This window comes from Microbacterium sp. GCM10027623 (assembly GCF_042666935.1).
Lineage (GTDB): Bacteria > Actinomycetota > Actinomycetes > Actinomycetales > Microbacteriaceae > Microbacterium.
Genome location: NZ_JBHTHE010000004.1, coordinates 113,375 through 129,171, shown reverse-complemented (window position 1 = coordinate 129,171; position 15,797 = coordinate 113,375). Strand labels below are relative to the sequence as shown.

The window sequence follows — 15,797 nt, the reverse complement described above, 5'->3', positions numbered from 1 at the left end:
TGCAGGGGACCGGGGGCAGGCGGACGGCGCTCAGTCGATCCGGAAAAGCCGCATCGACGTGCCGGGGATGGGCAGTACATCGCCGGGAGCCCAGCGGCGGTGCTCGGTGGACGGAATCTCGTCCGCGCTCGACCACAGCTCGACGAAGGCCGCCGCGCCCTCGATGGAGTCCGGCAGCCGCACGTCGATCGGCGCCTCCGTACCGTGCACGATCAGCAGGATGCGGTTGGATTCACCGTTCTCCGGAACGCTCGCGGCGACGTACTGCATGGTGCGATTGCGGGGGTCGTTCCACTGCTCGACCTCCATGGTCTCGCCGTGCTGGTCGAACCAGTCCATCACACTGGATTCCGGGATGTGCTCGCCCAGACGCGCGTATCGGCTGGGCCGGAGGGCCGGGTTCTGCGCGCGCAGATGCGTGAGCAGTCTCGCGTGTGCGCTCAGGTCGCGCTGCCACGGCTCATGCTCCCAGTTCAGCCAGCTCAGCGGTGAGTCCTGGCAGTAGGCGTTGTTGTTCCCGCGCTGGGTGCGGCCGAACTCGTCGCCGGCGGTGATCATCGGGACGCCTGCGGAGAGCAGCAGTGTGCCCATCAGGTTGCGCATGGCCTTCCGACGCAGCGCGAGGACCGTCGGATCGTCGGTGGGACCCTCCACACCGTGATTGAACGAGCGGTTCATGTCCGCACCGTCGCGGTTCCCCTCCCCGTTGGCCTCGTTGTGCTTGCCGTCGTACGAGACCAGGTCGTGCAGCGTGAACCCGTCGTGGGCGGTGACGAAGTTGACGCTGGCGAGCGGTCCGCGCTCCTCGCTGTAGGTGTTGGCCGAGCCGGCGAGACGGTTGGCGAATCCGCCGATGCCGACGGGGGTGCTCGCCCGACGCGCATAGTCGATGTCGCTGAGCCAGAAGTTGCGGGCGCGATCGCGGTAGCGGTCGTTCCACTCGCTCCATCCGTCCGGGAAGTTGCCGGTCTGCCAGCCGCCGAGACCCACATCCCAGGGCTCGGCGATGATCTTCGCGCCCGCCAGGGCGGGGTCGTCGCGGATCGCGGCCAGCAGCGGGTGCTCGCGGTCGTACTCATGATCGGCGTCGCGCCCGAGCGCTGCGGCGAGATCGAACCGGAAACCGTCGATCTGCATCTCCGTCGTCCAATAGCGCAGCGAGTCCAGCACCAGGCGCGCGGCCGCGTCCGTCGCGGTGTTCAGGGTGTTGCCGACCCCCGTGGTGTCGATGTACGTGCCGTCCGGCTGCTGGCGGTAGTAGGAGGCGTTGTCGATGCCGCGCAGACTCGAGCGCGGGCCGCCGATGCCCTCCTCGCTGGTGTGGTTGTAGACCACGTCGAGGATCACTTCGAGCCCCGCCTCGTGCAGCAGCTTGACCATGCCCTTGAATTCGGCGAGCACCGCTTCGGGGCCGCCCTTGCGCGCGGCCTCGGTGGCGTAGGCGGTGTGCGGCGTGAAGAAGTTGAGGGTGTTGTAGCCCCAGTAGTTCGTCAGTCCGCGCTCCAGCAGGCGCGGCTCCGGGACGAAGGCGTGCACGGGCAGCAGTTCGACGGCGGTGACGCCGAGGTCCGTCAGGTACTCGATCATCGCGGGATGGGCGAGGCCCGCGTAGGTGCCGTGCAGGGCGGGTGTGACGTCCGGATGCCGCTTGGTGAGGCCCTTGATGTGCCCCTCGTAGATGATCGTGCGATCCAGCGGCGTCTGCGGCTTGGTGACGCCGCCCCAGTCGAACCCGTCCTCGATCACCACGGAGCGCCACTGCTCGTAGCCGTCGCCCTGGGCCAGGCCGCGCCCGTAGGGATCCAGCAGCAGCGTCTCGGGGTTGAAGATGTGGCCGGGCCCGTGGGGTCCGTCCACCCGCAGCGCGTAGCGGATGCCGGGCTGCAGCAGCTCGGTGGTGATCTCCCACACGCCACCGGGGCGACGCTCCAGCGGAGCCTGGGCCGTCTCCCAGTCGAGGTCGTCGGTGTCGAAGACGACCAGTTCCACGGAGGACGCGTTCTGCGACCACACCCGAAGCGTGCCGACTCCGTCGTGCAGACGGACGCCGAGGTCGTCGAGTGCGGGACCCTCGAAAGAACGGATCGTCGGCGCAGGCATGGGCTACAGCTTAGGCGTGCGCCCGCGGTCGGGGTGAATCCGGGTTCCGCCGCACGTGAACCCGGGTCCCGGCCGTGCCCTCCGGCGGTGCGCAGGGGACAATGGAGGGATGCGGTTCTACCTCGATCATGCGGCGACGTCGCCTCTGCGGCCGGAAGCTCGGGATGCCTGGCTGGCCGCGGGTGACGTGCTGGGCAATGCCTCCTCCACCCACGGTGCGGGAAGGGATGCGCGGCGGATGCTGGAGGAGTCCCGCGAGCGGGCAGCGGCGGTTCTGGGCTGCGACCCCATCGAGGTGGTCTTCACCTCCGGTGGCACCGAGTCGATCAACACCGCCCTGCACGGGCTCTGGCGGTCCCGCCCGGCGGGGGCGGACGCGGTGGTGATGCCCGACGCCGAGCATCACGCCACGATGGACACGGTGGCGGCGCTGCAGCAGGAGGGGGCCGTCGTGCGGACTGTTCCGGTCGACTCCGCCGCCCGCATCGATTCCGCCGCGTTCCGGGACGCTCTGGACGGCGCCGCTCTGGCGACCGCGCTGGTCGCCAACAACGAGGCCGGCACGATCAACGACGCGAGGACCCTGGCGCAGCAGGCCGCGGTCGCCGCCGTGCCGCTGCACCTGGATGCGGTGGCGGCGTGGGGTCACGTGCCGCTGTCGTTCCGAGGTCTGCGGGGCGACGCCGCCCCTGCTGTCGGGCTGGTCGCCATGAGCGTGGCCGGGCACAAGATCGGCGCGCCCGTGGGCACGGGTGCGCTCGTGGTCGCCCGCTCGGCGCGACTCACGGCGCTCCTGCACGGCGGCGCGCAGCAGCGCGGTCTGCGGGCGGGAACCCAGGACGTTGCAGGTGCGGCGGCGTTCGCGGCCGCGCTGGAGGCCGCAGCCGAGCAGGCGGATGCCGAGGACGTCCGGCTGCGGAAGCTGCGCGATCGACTGCTCGCCGGCATCCGTCTCGCCGTTCCACAGGCCGAGCTGCTCGGCGATCCCGTCCACCGCCTGCCGGGCAACGCGCACGTGCTCTTTCCCGGCGCGGTGGGGGAGAGCCTGCTCTTCCTGCTCGACATGGCCGGCATCGCGGCGTCGACCGGCTCCGCCTGCCAGGCCGGTGTCGCCGAGCCCTCCCACGTCGTGATGGCCATGGGGCGCAGCGAGCGCGATGCCCGCAGCGCACTGCGGTTCACCTTGGGGAGGACCTCGACCGACGCCGATGTCGACGCCGTCCTCGCGGTGATCGCCGAGGTGTACGAGAGAGCATCCGGCGCCCGGTCAGCCGTCCGCTCGTAGACTGGACGCCATGCGTGTACTGGCGGCGATGAGCGGTGGAGTGGACTCGGCAGTGGCGGCGGCCCGTGCCGTCGAAGCCGGGCACGACGTCGTCGGCGTGCACCTCGCACTCTCCCGGGCCGGGGGGACCCTGCGCACCGGGAGCCGTGGATGCTGCACGGTCGAGGATGCGCTGGACGCCCGTCGCGTGTCGGATCTGCTCGGCATCCCGTTCTACGTCTGGGACTTCTCGGAGCGGTTCCGCGACGACGTGATCGAGGACTTCATCTCGGAGTACAAGGCGGGACGCACCCCGAACCCGTGCCTGCGCTGCAACGAGAAGATCAAGTTCGCCGCCCTCCTGGAGCGGGCCATCGAGCTCGGCTTCGACGCCGTGTGCACCGGGCACTACGCCACGCTGGTGGACGGACCCGGCGGCCTGGAGCTGCACCGGGCATCGGACAGCGCGAAGGACCAGTCCTACGTGCTCGGCGTGCTGAACGCCGAGCAGCTCGCACACACCTACTTCCCGCTGGGCTCGACGCCGTCCAAGGCGCTCGTGCGCGCCGAGGCGGCCGAGCGCGGGATCAGCGTGGCGCAGAAGCCCGACAGCCACGACATCTGCTTCATTCCCGACGGCGACACGCGCGGGTGGCTCGCCGAGAAGGTCGGCGCCGAGACCGGCGAGGTCGTGGATCGCACGGGAACCGTGATCGGATCCCACGACGGCGCGCACGCGTTCACCGTGGGACAGCGCCGTGGACTGCACCTGGGGGTGCCCGCCCCCGACGGGAAGCCGCGTTTCGTGCTCGAGGTGCGCCCCGTCACCAACACCGTGGTGGTCGGCCCCAAGGAGGCGCTGGCGATCGCGGAGATCTCCGGTGCGCGGTTCTCGTGGGCGGGTGCTGCTCCGGCGGCATCCGACTTCGCGTGCGAGGTGCAGATCCGCGCGCATGCGGACCCCGTGCCCGCCCACGCCTTCGTCAGCGAGTCCGGCGTCCGAGTCGTCCCGGACGTGCCGCTGGACGGCGTCGCGCCGGGGCAGAGCGCCGTGCTCTACGTCGGCACGCATGTGCTCGGGCAGTTCACGATCGACACGACGGTGTCCGCGGTCCCCGTCGGGGCGTGAGCACTGGTCCCCGAGCCTGTCGAACGGCGGGTGTCGCACCCCGCTCGTAGACTTGCGGGGTGCCGGAGAACATCTCGCTGGAAGCCGCCCGCGCCGAGGCGGAGGAACTGACCACCCGCATCCTGGATGCCAAGGACGCCTACTACGGGCGCGACACGTCCCTGGTCGACGACGCGACCTACGACGGCTGGATGCGCCGGCTCGAGGAGCTGGAGCGGCTGCATCCCGAACTGCAGGGTCAGGACTCGCCGACGCAGATGGTGGGAGCGGCGGAGACCACCGGATTGGACACCATCCAGCACGCCGAGCGGATGCTGAGCCTCGACAACGTCTTCTCGCTCGACGAGCTGCGCGACTGGCAGGCCAAGACGCGCGCGGCGGCCGGTCGCGATGTCGCCTGGCTCACCGAGCTGAAGATCGACGGTCTGGCGATCAACCTGCGCTACGAGAACGGCGTGCTGACGTCGGCGGCGACGCGCGGCGACGGGCGGGTCGGTGAGATCGTCACCGAGAACGCGCTGCGCCTGGCGGACCTCCCCGAACGGCTGGCCGGCACCGGGCATCCGCCGATCGTCGAGGTGCGCGGGGAGGTCTTCATCCCGGTCGCCGCCTTCGAACGCCTCAACGCCGCGCAGGCCGAGTTCCGCGATCGCGCCTACGCCGACTCGCTGGCGCGGTGGGAGGCGCGTGCCGGGGCGAAGAGGCCCTTCGACGAGGAGAAGGCGCGCGCGGCGGCAGCGCGACGGTTCCCGTCCTTCGCCAACCCGCGCAACGCGGCCAGCGGTGGTCTGCGCCAGCAGCTCGACAAGAAGGAGGGCCTGGAGCACGAGGCCGGGCTGCTGCGCGTGAACTCGCTGTCGCTCTACGTGCACGGCGTCGGCGCCTGGGAGAATCCGCCCGTCGGCGCCCAGAGCGAGGTGTACGACCTGCTGTCCGAATGGGGGCTTCCGACAAGTCCGCACACGCGGGTCTGTCACTCGATCGACGAGGTGGCGGAGTTCGTGGAGCACTACGGAGAGCACCGACACGACATCGAGCACGAGCTGGACGGCATCGTCGTCAAGGTCGACGAGCTCGACCTGCACGCGGAACTGGGCATGACCAGCCGCGCACCCCGCTGGGCGATCGCGTACAAGTACCCTCCGGAGGAGGTGCAGACCACCCTGCTCGACATCGTCGTGTCGGTGGGGCGCACGGGCCGCGCCACTCCGTTCGCGGTGATGGCTCCCGCCCACGTCGCAGGATCCGTCGTGCGTCAGGCGACCCTGCACAACAAGGACGTCGTCAAGGCCAAGGGCGTGCTGATCGGCGACACGGTCGTGCTGCGCAAGGCCGGCGACGTGATCCCCGAGGTGCTCGGACCCGTCGTCGAACGACGGGACGGCACCGAGCGGGAGTTCGTCATGCCGGATCGGTGCCCCGAGTGCAGGACGCCGCTGCGGGCGATGAAGGAGGGCGACATCGATCTGCGCTGCCCGAACGCGCGATCGTGCCCCGCGCAGGTGCGGGGGCGCGTCGAGCACATCGGCTCGCGTGGCGCTCTGGACGTGGAGGCACTGGGCGAGGTGACCGCGGCCGCCCTGACCCAGGCCAGCCCGCCCGCCGTGCCGCCGCTGGACACGGAGGCGGGGCTGTTCACCCTGACGCTGGACCAGTTGGTGCCGATCTCCGTCGTCGTGCGCGATGCGGAGACGGGGCTGCCGAAGGAGGACGAGGACGGCGTGGTGAAGACCCGCGCGCCGTTCCGTCGCAATCCGACCGCAGCCGAGAGGAAGAACGGCCTCGAGGGCCCGCAGCCTTCGTCAGCGGCCGTCAAGCTCCTCTCCGAGCTGGAGAAGGCCAAGACCAAAGACCTGTGGCGGCTGCTCGTGTCGCTGAACATCCGTCACGTCGGTCCTGTCGCCGCCCGCGCTCTCGCGCAGTGGTTCGGATCGCTCGACGCCATCCGCTCCGCCACCCGCGAGGAGCTCGCCTCCGTCGAGGGCGTGGGGGAGATCATCGCCGACTCGCTGCTGAACTGGTTCCAGGTGGACTGGCACCAGGACATCGTGCAGCAGTGGGCGCAGGCCGGGGTGCGATGGTCGACGCCGGGTCACCCCGGGCCTGGCGCCGCTGCCGCCGCGGGAGGCGTTCTCGACGGGCTGACCGTCGTGGCCACCGGCTCCCTCGACGGGTACAGCCGTGAGGGCGCCCAGGAGGCCATCATCAAGGCCGGAGGCAAGGCGGCGTCCTCGGTCTCGAAGAAGACCGACTTCGTCGTTGCGGGACCGGGTGCGGGCTCCAAGCTCGCCAAGGCCGAGGACCTCGGCATCCGCATTCTCGACGCCGCACAGTTCCACATCCTGGTCACCGAGGGGCCGGACGCTCTGGATGGCTGATCGGATCATCGTCCTCAACGGCATGTCCGGCGCAGGCAAGACGACGCTCTCGCGCCCGCTCGCGGCCGCGCTGGGCGTCCCGCTGGTCTCCAAGGATGCTCTCAAGGAGGCGCTGGGCGACGCGGTGGACGTGCCGCTTCCCACCCGTGCGCTCGGTGCCCTTGCGGCCGAGGCGCAGTGGCGGATCGCGGGCATGCTGGCGGGGACGGTGCTCATCGAGTCCGTCTGGCTCGCAGGACGGGATGAGGAGTGGTTCCGACGCGGACGGGAGTCCGCCGGCTCACCGGCAGGGCTGGAGCTCTGGTGCGCCGCGCCGATCGACGTGATGCGCCGCCGCTTTCTGACCCGTGAACGCCATGCGGTGCACGACGATCGCCGGCGCGCCGCCGAATGGGATGCCGCCGCCGCGGCCGCTGCGCCGATGACGGGCTTCCCCGTCATCCACGTCGACACGACCGAGCCCGTCGACCTGCCCGCCCTCGTGAGAGCCATCAAGGAGTCGACATGGACGACACGACACTGATCGACCTGGCCGCCGGCGACGCGCGATGGGAGCAGGCGCTGCCGGTGCTGCAGGAGCTGCGGCCGCACCTGACCGCAGACCTGCTCGCTCGCGTCCTGGACGAGGGCGCACCGCAAGGGCTGCGCTTCACGGCGGTGTTCGCGGGCGGTCGGTGCGTCGCCGTCGCGGGGTGGCGGATCATCGCGAACACCAGCGCCACCCGCAAGATGTACGTGGACGATCTCTCGACCGCGGAATCCGAACGGTCCCGCGGCTACGGCCGCCTGCTGCTGGACGCGCTGCAGGAGCGCGCGGTGGAAGCAGGTTGCCGCTTCCTCGATCTCGACTCGGGCGTGCAGCGATTCGACGCGCATCGCTTCTACCTGCGCGAGCGGATGGATATCGTGGCGCACCACTTCTCACGACGCATCTGAGCCGCAGGCGGCAGCGCGGCCGGAACCCCCCCCGCCGCACGTGAGTCCGGCGCCGCCGGGCTCCTCGTCAGCCCTTGTGACGCGGCTTCCGCGCCGGACGATCATCCCGGTGGTGACCCCGGTCGCTGTCGCGGCCCCTGCGGCCATCCTGGAATCCAGGACCACCGCCATCACGCGGGGCACGACGCCCGGGCACCCCTCGGTCGGGTTTGATCTCGATCAGTCGGCCCGAGATGCGGGTGTCGCGCAGCTTCTCGAGCACGCCGGCGTCGAGGTTCACGGGCAGCTCGACGATGGAGAAGTCCGGCTTGATGGCGATGGCGCCGAAGTCGTCGCGGCCGAGGCCGCCCTCGTTGGCCAGGGCGCCGACGATCTGACGCGGCTCGACGCGGTGGCGGCGGCCGACCTCGATGCGGTAGGCGGCGTAATCACCTCGGCCGCGCCGTTCGCGCGGTGCGTGATCACGGTCACCGCCGCGCTCGGACCGTTCGCGCGGCGGACGGTTGTCGCGCTGCACGGCACGGGACAGCTCATCGCGCTCGGGATCCAGCAGCAGGGGAGTGTCGCCCTGAGCGACGACAGCCAGCGCGGCTGCGACATCGGCCTCCGGCACGTCGTGGTGCCGCACGTAATGCGCGACGACATCCCGGAACGCCTCGATGCGCGCGGTCTCCGCCAGCGCGGCCGTGATCGCGTCGTCGAAGCGGGCGAGGCGCGTGGTGTTGACGTCCTCGGTCGTCGGAAGCTGCATCTGCACCGGCTGCTGTCGCGTCGCCTTCTCGATGTGCTTGAGGAGATAGCGCTCGCGCGGGGTGATGAAGCTGATCGCGTCGCCCTTGCGCCCGGCGCGCCCGGTGCGGCCGATGCGGTGGACGTAGGACTCGGTGTCCGTGGGGATGTCGAAGTTGACGACGTGGCTGATGCGTTCGACATCCAAGCCGCGCGCGGCGACGTCCGTGGCGACGAGGATGTCGAGCTTGCCGTCCTTCAGGTGGTTCACGCTCCGCTCGCGCTGCACCTGGGCGACGTCGCCGTTGATGGCGGCCGCGGAGTATCCGCGGGCGCGGAGCTTCTCGGCGAGGGTCTCCGTCTCGTTCTTGGTGCGGACGAAGACGATCATCCCGTCGAAGTTCTCGACCTCGAGGATGCGGGTGAGCGCATCGACCTTCTGCGCGTAGGAGACGACCAGGTAGCGCTGGGTGATGTTCTGGTTGGTCGTGGTCTTGCCCTTGATCGCCACCTCTTCGGGCGCATTCAGGTACTGCTGCGCGAGTCGGCGGATCGCCGGGGGCATCGTCGCGGAGAACAGCGCGACCTGCTTCTCCTTCGGTGTCTGCGCGAGGATCTGCTCGACGTCCTCCGCGAATCCCATCTTCAGCATCTCGTCGGCCTCGTCCAGCACCAGATACTTCAGCTCGGACAGGTCCAGCGTGCCCTTGGCCTGGTGATCCATGATGCGTCCGGGAGTGCCGACGACGATGTGCACACCGCGGCGCAGGGCCGACAGCTGTACGCCGTACCCCTGACCGCCGTACACCGGAAGCACACGGACGTCCTTCATGCGCGACGAGTACGACTCGAACGCCTCGCACACCTGCAGTGCCAGCTCACGGGTGGGCGCGAGGACGAGCGCCTGCGGGGTCTTCTGCGACAGGTCGAGGTGCTCGAGCACCGGAAGGGCGAATGCGGCGGTCTTTCCGGTGCCGGTCTGCGCCGTGCCGAGCACGTCCCGTCCCTCGAGCAGGAGGGGGATCGTCGCCGCCTGGATGGGCGAGGGGGTCTCGTAGCCGAGGTCGCGGATCGCCTTGAGCACGGGGCCGGTCAGTCCGAGCTGCTCGAAGCCGGGCTTCGTCGTCTCCTCAGCGGTGGACTCGGCGGTCACGGAGGGGGAATCGGCGGGGGGCACAGCAGCGGCGGTATCGTCAGCAATCACTTCCCGATCGTAGCGCGTCCACCTGAGAGGCCGCTCGCCGGGCTCCGGTCACTGTCCGCCGCTCAGTGCGATGAGCTTCTCCTTGACCTGACGGCGCAGCACCTTGCCGATCAGCGAGGTGGGCAGTTCGTCGACGATGAAGATGCGCCGCGGGACCTTGTAGGGAGTGAGGATGCCGCGCACGAACTCGCGGATCGCCTCCACATCCACGTCCTCGCCCTCGGCGACGACGATGGCGGCGACGACCTCCTCGCCCGAGTGGCTGCTGGGCAGACCGACGACGGCGGCGTCGACGACGTCCGGATGCTGCCGCAGCGCCACCTCCACCTCGGTGGGGGCGACGTTGAAACCGCCGGTGATGATGAGTTCCTTGATCCGGTCCACGATGCGCACGAAACCCGCCTCGTCGATCGTGACGATGTCGCCGGTGCGGAACCAGCCGTCCACGAAGACCGCCTCCGTGGCCTCGGGTTTGCCGTAATAGCCGGAGAACACCTGAGGCCCGCGCACGATCAACTCGCCCGGGGTTCCGGCGGGAACGTCGCTGGTCGGATCTTCCGGGTCGACCACCCGGCATTCGGTGCCGGGCAGGGGCAGACCGACGGTGCCCGCGACGCGGTTGTCCGCGACGGGGTTGGCCATCAGCACGGGCGAGCACTCGCTCAGGCCGTAACCCTCGACGAGGAAACCGCCCGACGCCTCTTCGAAGGGAACGACGAGATCATGGGAGAGCGCCATCGCGCCGGAGATGGCGACCTCGGTGCCCGCCAGCGAGATGCCCTTCGCCCTCGCCGACGCCAGCAGGCGCTCGGCGATGGGGGGAACCAGTGGCAGGAAGGTCGCGGGGTGCTTCTTGGTGACCTCCAGGACGAGATCCGGGTCGAACTTCGGGAACAGCACCAGCCGCGCACCCATGGACATGGCGAAAGTCAGGCACAGCGTCAGGCCGTAGGCGTGGAACATCGGGAGCACGGCATACACGACGCAGCCGTCGCCGCGAGTGATGGACGGCACCCAGGCCTGCGCCTGCGCCGCGTTCGCCAGCAGGTTGCGGTGCGTCAGCGCGGCGCCCTTCGGGATGCCGGTGGTGCCGGAGGTGTACTGGATGATCGCCAGGTCGTCGGTCTGAGGGCTGGGTGCCGAGGAGGGCAGGGGAGCGGATGCGACGAGCGAGTCCCAGCCGATCGCTCCCCGCACCCTGGTGGTCAGCGCGTCGCGGGAGGCGCGAGCCTTGGCGATCGGCAGCCTCAGCGCGAGCCGGGTCAGCCACGGCATGGCCCTGGTCAAGTCGACGGAGACGATGCTGGTGACGGCGAGGTCGTCGGGGAAGTCCTGCACGGTCTCGACGACCTTGCTCCACACGATCGCGTGGACGGCGCCGTGATCCTCGAACTGCTTGCGCAGCTCCCGCGCGGTGTAGAGCGGGTTGTGCTCGACGACCACGGCGCCGAGACGGAGCACGGCGTAGAACGCGATGATGTGCTGCGGGCAGTTCGGCAGCACGATCGCGACCGGGTCACCCGCCTTCACACCCAGATCGCGCAGGCCTGCCGCCGCACGGTCGATGGCATCCTGGAGCTCGCGGTAGGTGGTCTCGCGTCCGAAGAACTGCAGGGCCACCGCGTCGGGGTGATCGCGTGCGGATGCCGCCACGATGTCGACCAGCGAACCGGATACCGGCGGCAGATCCTCGGGCACGCCCTCGGCGTAGCTGGCGATCCAGGGGCGAGGCGGTACGAACGTCGTCACGCCGCCAGCTTATTCGTCGGCGCCCGGATCTCGGCGCCCGGATCTCGGCGCCCGGATCTCGACGGCGGGTAAGAAGCCCCGCGCCCGGATCTTCGCCGGCAGCGCATCCTGGGGTTGTCGATCGCGCACAGGACGTTCGACGATGAAGGTCGAATGAAGGAGGAGAGATGGCGATCGTGCGGCAATGCCGGATGTGCGGGGTCGAATACGACGCGGGAGACCTGCCCGCCCTGTGTCCGATCTGCGTGGACGAGCGGCAGTACCTCGCGGAAGACCGCAGACAGCACTGGGTCGACCCGATGGACTTCACGGGCCGGATCTCGGTCATCGAGCCCGAACCCGGCCTGACGGAGCCACCCGCCGCCATCACGGACGAGGCGGTGACCGCGGTGCGGGCACTCGGACCGCTGCGTGCGGTCATCGCCTCCCACCCGCACATGTACGGCCTGCAGTCGATGTGGGCGCGCGAGTTCGACGCGGAGGTCTTCCTCTCCTCCGCCGACAGACAGTGGCTGGGAGCGCAGCCCGACCGGGTGCGGTTCTGGGATGGTCGGATCGAGCTGGTGCCCGGAGTCGTCGCCTCGCAGCCCGGCGGGCATTTCCCGGGGAGCGTGGTGGTGCATTGGGTCGGCGCCGACGGGAGCGGTGTGCTGCTGTCGGGGGACACCGTCTTCGTGAATCCGGATGGTGCCACGCTGTCGTTCATGAGGTCGTTCCCGAACCGCATCCCGCTCTCCGCCGCCGTTGCGGAGCGCATCGCCCGCCATCTGGAGCAGTACGCGTTCGACCGGATCTACGACAACTTCGGCCACAGCATCCGCCGACAGGCGCGGGCTGCCGTCCGCGCGTCCGCGGCCAGGCACGCCGGATGGGCCAGGGGCGACTTCGATCACCTCACCGGACCGGGATGACGGACGCACTCTCGTAGACTGGGGTGGTGTCTGAAATCACCCCTGAACTCGTACGGCATCTCGGCGTGCTCGCGCGCATCCAGCTCTCCGACGATGAGGTGACTCAGCTCACCGGTCAGCTCGATGCCATCGTCGACAACATCGCGAAGGTGTCGGAGGTGGCGACGCCCGATGTCCCGGCCACCAGTCACCCCATCGCGCTGACCAACGTCTTCCGCCCCGACGAGGTCGGGCAGACGCTCACGCACGAGCAGGTGCTGCAGAACGCCCCGGATGCCGCAGACGGGCGCTTCCGCGTGACCGCGATCCTGGGAGAAGAGCAGTGAGCGAGATCATCCGGCTGTCCGCCGCCGAGCTCGGCGAGAAGCTGAGCACGGGGGAGCTCTCGAGCGTCGAGGCCACTCAGGCGCACCTCGACCGCATCGCCGCGGTCGACGGCGACGTGCACGCGTTCCTGCACGTCAACGAGCACGCAATCGCCGCCGCCGCCGACATCGACGCGCGTCGCGCCGCCGGCGAGCAGCTGGGGCCCATCGCCGGAGTGCCCCTCGCGATCAAGGACGTCCTCGTCACCACGGATCAGCCCTCCACGAGCGGCTCGAAGATCCTCGAGGGCTACATGTCGCCGTACGACGCGACGGTGGTCGCGCGCTCCCGCGCAGCCGGCCTCGTCCCGCTCGGCAAGACCAACATGGACGAGTTCGCGATGGGCTCGTCCACGGAGCACTCCGCATACGGCCCCACCCGCAACCCGTGGGACCTGGACCGCATCCCCGGCGGCTCCGGCGGCGGCTCGGCCGCGGCCGTGGCCGCTTTCGAGGCGCCGCTCGCACTCGGATCCGATACCGGTGGCTCCATCCGCCAGCCTGCGCACGTCACGGGCACCGTGGGCATCAAGCCGACCTATGGCGGAGTCAGCCGCTACGGGTCCATCGCGCTGGCGTCCAGCCTCGACCAGGTCGGACCGGTGGCGCGCACCGTGCTCGATGCCGCCCTGCTGCACGACGTGATCGGCGGGCACGACCCTGAGGACTCCACGTCGCTGCCGGACGAGTGGCCCTCCTTCGCCGAGGCCGCCCGGGAAGGGGCATCCGGTCAGGTCCTCAAGGGTTTGAAGGTCGGCGTGGTCAAGGAACTGCCCGACTCGGGCTTCCAGACCGGTGTCGCGGCGTCCTTCCGCAGCGCACTCGCACTCCTGGAGGAGCAGGGGGCGGAGATCGTCGAGATCTCCGCACCGCACTTCGAGTACGGCGTCGCCGCGTACTACCTGATCCTTCCCGCCGAGGCGTCCAGCAACCTCGCCAAGTTCGACTCCGTGCGGTTCGGCCTGCGCGTCACCCCTGAAGGCGGCGGAACGGTCGAGGATGTGATGTCCCTCACCCGCGAGGTCGGTTTCGGCCCGGAGGTCAAGCGGCGCATCATCCTTGGCACCTACGCGCTGTCGGCCGGCTACTACGACGCCTACTACGGCAGCGCCCAGAAGGTCCGCACGCTCATCCAGCGCGACTTCGACGCGGCGTTCGCGCAGGTCGACGTCATCGCGACGCCGTCGGCGCCGACCACGGCGTTCCGGATCGGCGAGAAGATCGACGACCCGCTGCAGATGTACCTGAACGACCTCACCACGATCCCGGCGAACCTCGCCGGTGTCCCGGGGATCTCGATCCCCTCGGGTCTGGCGGCCGAGGACGGGCTGCCCGTCGGCATCCAGTTCCTCGCCCCCGCCCGCGAGGACGCCCGTCTGTACCGCGTCGGCGCCGCGGCGGAGGCCGCGCTGCTGGATTCATGGGGCGCACCCCTGCTCGAGAAGGCACCCGCCCTTCGAGCGGCTGCTGAGCCCGTCGACGCACAGGGACCCAGGGGAGGAACACGCTGATGGCCACCGCCAAGCTCATGGACTACGACAAGGCGCTCGAGCTGTTCGAGCCGGTGCTCGGATTCGAGGTGCACGTCGAGCTGAACACGCGCACCAAGATGTTCTCCGCCGCCCCGAACCCGGCCAACGAGGAGTTCCACGCCGCCGACCCGAACACTCTGATCGCCCCGGTCGACCTCGGACTTCCGGGCTCGCTCCCGGTCGTCAACGAGACCGCCGTGCGCTCCGCAATCAGCCTGGGACTCGCCCTCGGCTGCTCCATCGCCGAATCCAGCCGCTTCGCCAGGAAGAACTACTTCTACCCCGACCTCGGCAAGAACTACCAGATCTCCCAGTACGACGAGCCGATCGCGTTCGAGGGAGCCGTCGAGATCGAGCTCGAGGACGGCACGCTGGTCTCCATCCCGATCGAGCGCGCCCACATGGAGGAGGACGCCGGCAAGCTCACGCACATGGGCTCGACCGGACGCATCCAGGGAGCCGAGTACTCCCTGGTGGACTACAACCGGGCCGGCGTGCCGCTGGTGGAGATCGTCACGAAGGTGATCATCGGGGCCGAGCACCGTGCGCCCGAGTACGCCAAGGCGTACATCGCCGCCATCCGCGACATCGCCCGCTCACTGGGCATCTCCGAGGCCCGCCTGGAGCGCGGCAACCTGCGCTGCGACGCCAACGTCTCGCTGCGTCCGCGCGGTGAGACGAAGCTGGGAACGCGCACGGAGACGAAGAACGTCAACTCGATGCGCTCGGTCGAGCGCGCCGTGCGGTACGAGATCCAGCGTCAGGCTCAGATCCTCGCCGACGGCGGCACGATCACCCAGGAGACCCGTCACTGGCACGAGGACACCGGCACCACCTCTCCGGGGCGGCCCAAGTCGGATGCCGACGACTACCGCTACTTCCCGGAACCGGACCTGCTGCCGGTGCAGCCGTCCCCCGAGCTGGTGGAGGAGCTGCGCGCGGCTCTTCCCGAGCAGCCGGTGGCCCGTCGTCGCCGTCTGAAGGCGGAGTGGGGGTTCACGGACCTCGAGTACCAGGACGTCCGCAACGGCGGTCTGGTCGAGGTCGTCGAGGCGACAGTCGCGGCGGGGGCGACTCCCGCTGCGGCGCGCAAGTGGTGGACCGGTGAGATCTCGCGCCTCGCGAACGCCGCAGAGCGTGAATCCACCGAGCTCATCAGCCCGGAGAACGTCGCCGCGCTGCAGCAGCTGGTGGATGCCGGCACGCTGACCGACAAGCTCGCCAGGCAGGTGCTCGAAGGCGTCATCGCGGGGGAGGGCACCCCTCAGCAGGTCGTGGACACCCGCGGTCTCGCGGTGGTGTCGGACGACGGGGCGCTGATCGCCGCCATCGACGACGCGCTGGCTTCTCAGCCGGACGTGCTCGCCAAGATCAAGGACGGCAAGGTCCAGGCTGCCGGCGCCATCATCGGCGCCGTCATGAAGGCGATGAAGGGCCAGGCGGATGCTGCCCGCGTGCGGGAGCTGATCCTGGAGCGCGCGGCCGGCTAGTCGCCCGGAT

At 69.9% G+C, this 15,797-nt stretch carries 12 protein-coding genes; 9 read left to right on the top strand and 3 right to left on the bottom strand.

Annotated features, from left to right (window positions below):
- Nucleotides 1-30 precede the first annotated feature (30 nt).
- Entirely contained in the window at nt 31-2,100 is a 2,070-nt protein-coding gene (gene glgX, locus ACFQY2_RS15760; protein ID WP_378746956.1) for a glycogen debranching protein GlgX, read from the bottom strand.
- Nucleotides 2,101-2,209: 109 nt separating this feature from the next.
- On the opposite strand from glgX, the gene ACFQY2_RS15755 reads away from it, so the two are divergent.
- From ACFQY2_RS15755 to ACFQY2_RS15735, 5 genes are read left to right on the top strand one after another with little or no spacing between them, the layout of a single operon-like run.
- On the top strand, nt 2,210-3,385 hold the full coding sequence (locus ACFQY2_RS15755) for a cysteine desulfurase family protein (protein WP_378746954.1): 1,176 nt from the start codon (nt 2,210-2,212) through the stop codon (nt 3,383-3,385).
- Between the two features lie 10 nt (nt 3,386-3,395).
- On the top strand, nt 3,396-4,493 hold the full coding sequence (gene mnmA / locus ACFQY2_RS15750) for a tRNA 2-thiouridine(34) synthase MnmA (RefSeq protein ID WP_378746953.1): 1,098 nt from the start codon (nt 3,396-3,398) through the stop codon (nt 4,491-4,493).
- A 59-nt stretch (nt 4,494-4,552) separates the two neighbouring features.
- Nucleotides 4,553-6,871, top strand: coding sequence for an NAD-dependent DNA ligase LigA (gene ligA, locus ACFQY2_RS15745; protein WP_378746952.1), 2,319 nt, complete (start codon nt 4,553-4,555; stop codon nt 6,869-6,871).
- Complete coding sequence (locus ACFQY2_RS15740) at nt 6,864-7,394, top strand: AAA family ATPase (protein ID WP_378746950.1); 531 nt, start codon at nt 6,864-6,866, stop codon at nt 7,392-7,394. Before ligA ends, ACFQY2_RS15740 begins: the two co-directional genes overlap by 8 nt.
- Nucleotides 7,376-7,807, top strand: coding sequence for a GNAT family N-acetyltransferase (locus ACFQY2_RS15735; protein WP_378746949.1), 432 nt, complete (start codon nt 7,376-7,378; stop codon nt 7,805-7,807). Before ACFQY2_RS15740 ends, ACFQY2_RS15735 begins: the two co-directional genes overlap by 19 nt.
- A 67-nt stretch (nt 7,808-7,874) precedes the next feature.
- Here ACFQY2_RS15735 and ACFQY2_RS15730 read toward each other — a convergent pair whose 3' ends face one another.
- Complete coding sequence (locus ACFQY2_RS15730) at nt 7,875-9,689, bottom strand: DEAD/DEAH box helicase (RefSeq protein WP_378747057.1); 1,815 nt, start codon at nt 9,687-9,689, stop codon at nt 7,875-7,877.
- Nucleotides 9,690-9,788: 99 nt separating this feature from the next.
- Nucleotides 9,789-11,489 carry a long-chain-fatty-acid--CoA ligase gene (locus tag ACFQY2_RS15725; RefSeq protein ID WP_378746948.1) on the bottom strand — a complete coding sequence of 567 codons (1,701 nt, stop codon included), beginning with the start codon at nt 11,487-11,489 and terminating at the stop codon, nt 9,789-9,791.
- Nucleotides 11,490-11,656: 167 nt separating this feature from the next.
- Here ACFQY2_RS15725 and ACFQY2_RS15720 point away from each other — a divergent pair, with 167 nt between their 5' ends.
- The 4 genes from ACFQY2_RS15720 to gatB are packed head-to-tail and all read left to right on the top strand — an operon-like array spanning nt 11,657 to nt 15,787.
- On the top strand, nt 11,657-12,400 hold the full coding sequence (locus tag ACFQY2_RS15720) for an MBL fold metallo-hydrolase (protein WP_378746947.1): 744 nt from the start codon (nt 11,657-11,659) through the stop codon (nt 12,398-12,400).
- A gap of 26 nt (nt 12,401-12,426) precedes the next feature.
- Complete coding sequence (gatC, locus tag ACFQY2_RS15715) at nt 12,427-12,726, top strand: Asp-tRNA(Asn)/Glu-tRNA(Gln) amidotransferase subunit GatC (protein ID WP_378746945.1); 300 nt, start codon at nt 12,427-12,429, stop codon at nt 12,724-12,726.
- The gene (gene gatA / locus ACFQY2_RS15710) at nt 12,723-14,276 is read left to right on the top strand and encodes an Asp-tRNA(Asn)/Glu-tRNA(Gln) amidotransferase subunit GatA (RefSeq protein WP_378746944.1); all 1,554 of its coding nucleotides are present in this window, start codon (nt 12,723-12,725) and stop codon (nt 14,274-14,276) included. Before gatC ends, gatA begins: the two co-directional genes overlap by 4 nt.
- A complete protein-coding gene (gatB, locus tag ACFQY2_RS15705; protein WP_378746943.1) occupies nt 14,276-15,787 on the top strand; it encodes an Asp-tRNA(Asn)/Glu-tRNA(Gln) amidotransferase subunit GatB in 1,512 nt (503 codons plus the stop codon). The genes gatA and gatB overlap by 1 nt, the downstream gene beginning before the upstream one ends.
- Nucleotides 15,788-15,797: the final 10 nt, after the last annotated feature.

What these genes read in the sequence shown, in the direction of transcription:
- glgX (WP_378746956.1), bottom strand. Translation starts at nt 2,100, where the DNA reads ATGCCTGCGCCGACGATCCGTTCTTTCGAGGGTCCCGCACTCGACGAC.
- ACFQY2_RS15755 (WP_378746954.1), top strand. Translation starts at nt 2,210, where the DNA reads ATGCGGTTCTACCTCGATCATGCGGCGACGTCGCCTCTGCGGCCGGAA.
- mnmA (WP_378746953.1), top strand. Translation starts at nt 3,396, where the DNA reads ATGCGTGTACTGGCGGCGATGAGCGGTGGAGTGGACTCGGCAGTGGCG.
- ACFQY2_RS15740 (WP_378746950.1), top strand. Translation starts at nt 6,864, where the DNA reads ATGGCTGATCGGATCATCGTCCTCAACGGCATGTCCGGCGCAGGCAAG.
- ACFQY2_RS15735 (WP_378746949.1), top strand. Translation starts at nt 7,376, where the DNA reads ATGGACGACACGACACTGATCGACCTGGCCGCCGGCGACGCGCGATGG.
- ACFQY2_RS15720 (WP_378746947.1), top strand. Translation starts at nt 11,657, where the DNA reads ATGGCGATCGTGCGGCAATGCCGGATGTGCGGGGTCGAATACGACGCG.
- gatB (WP_378746943.1), top strand. Translation starts at nt 14,276, where the DNA reads ATGGCCACCGCCAAGCTCATGGACTACGACAAGGCGCTCGAGCTGTTC.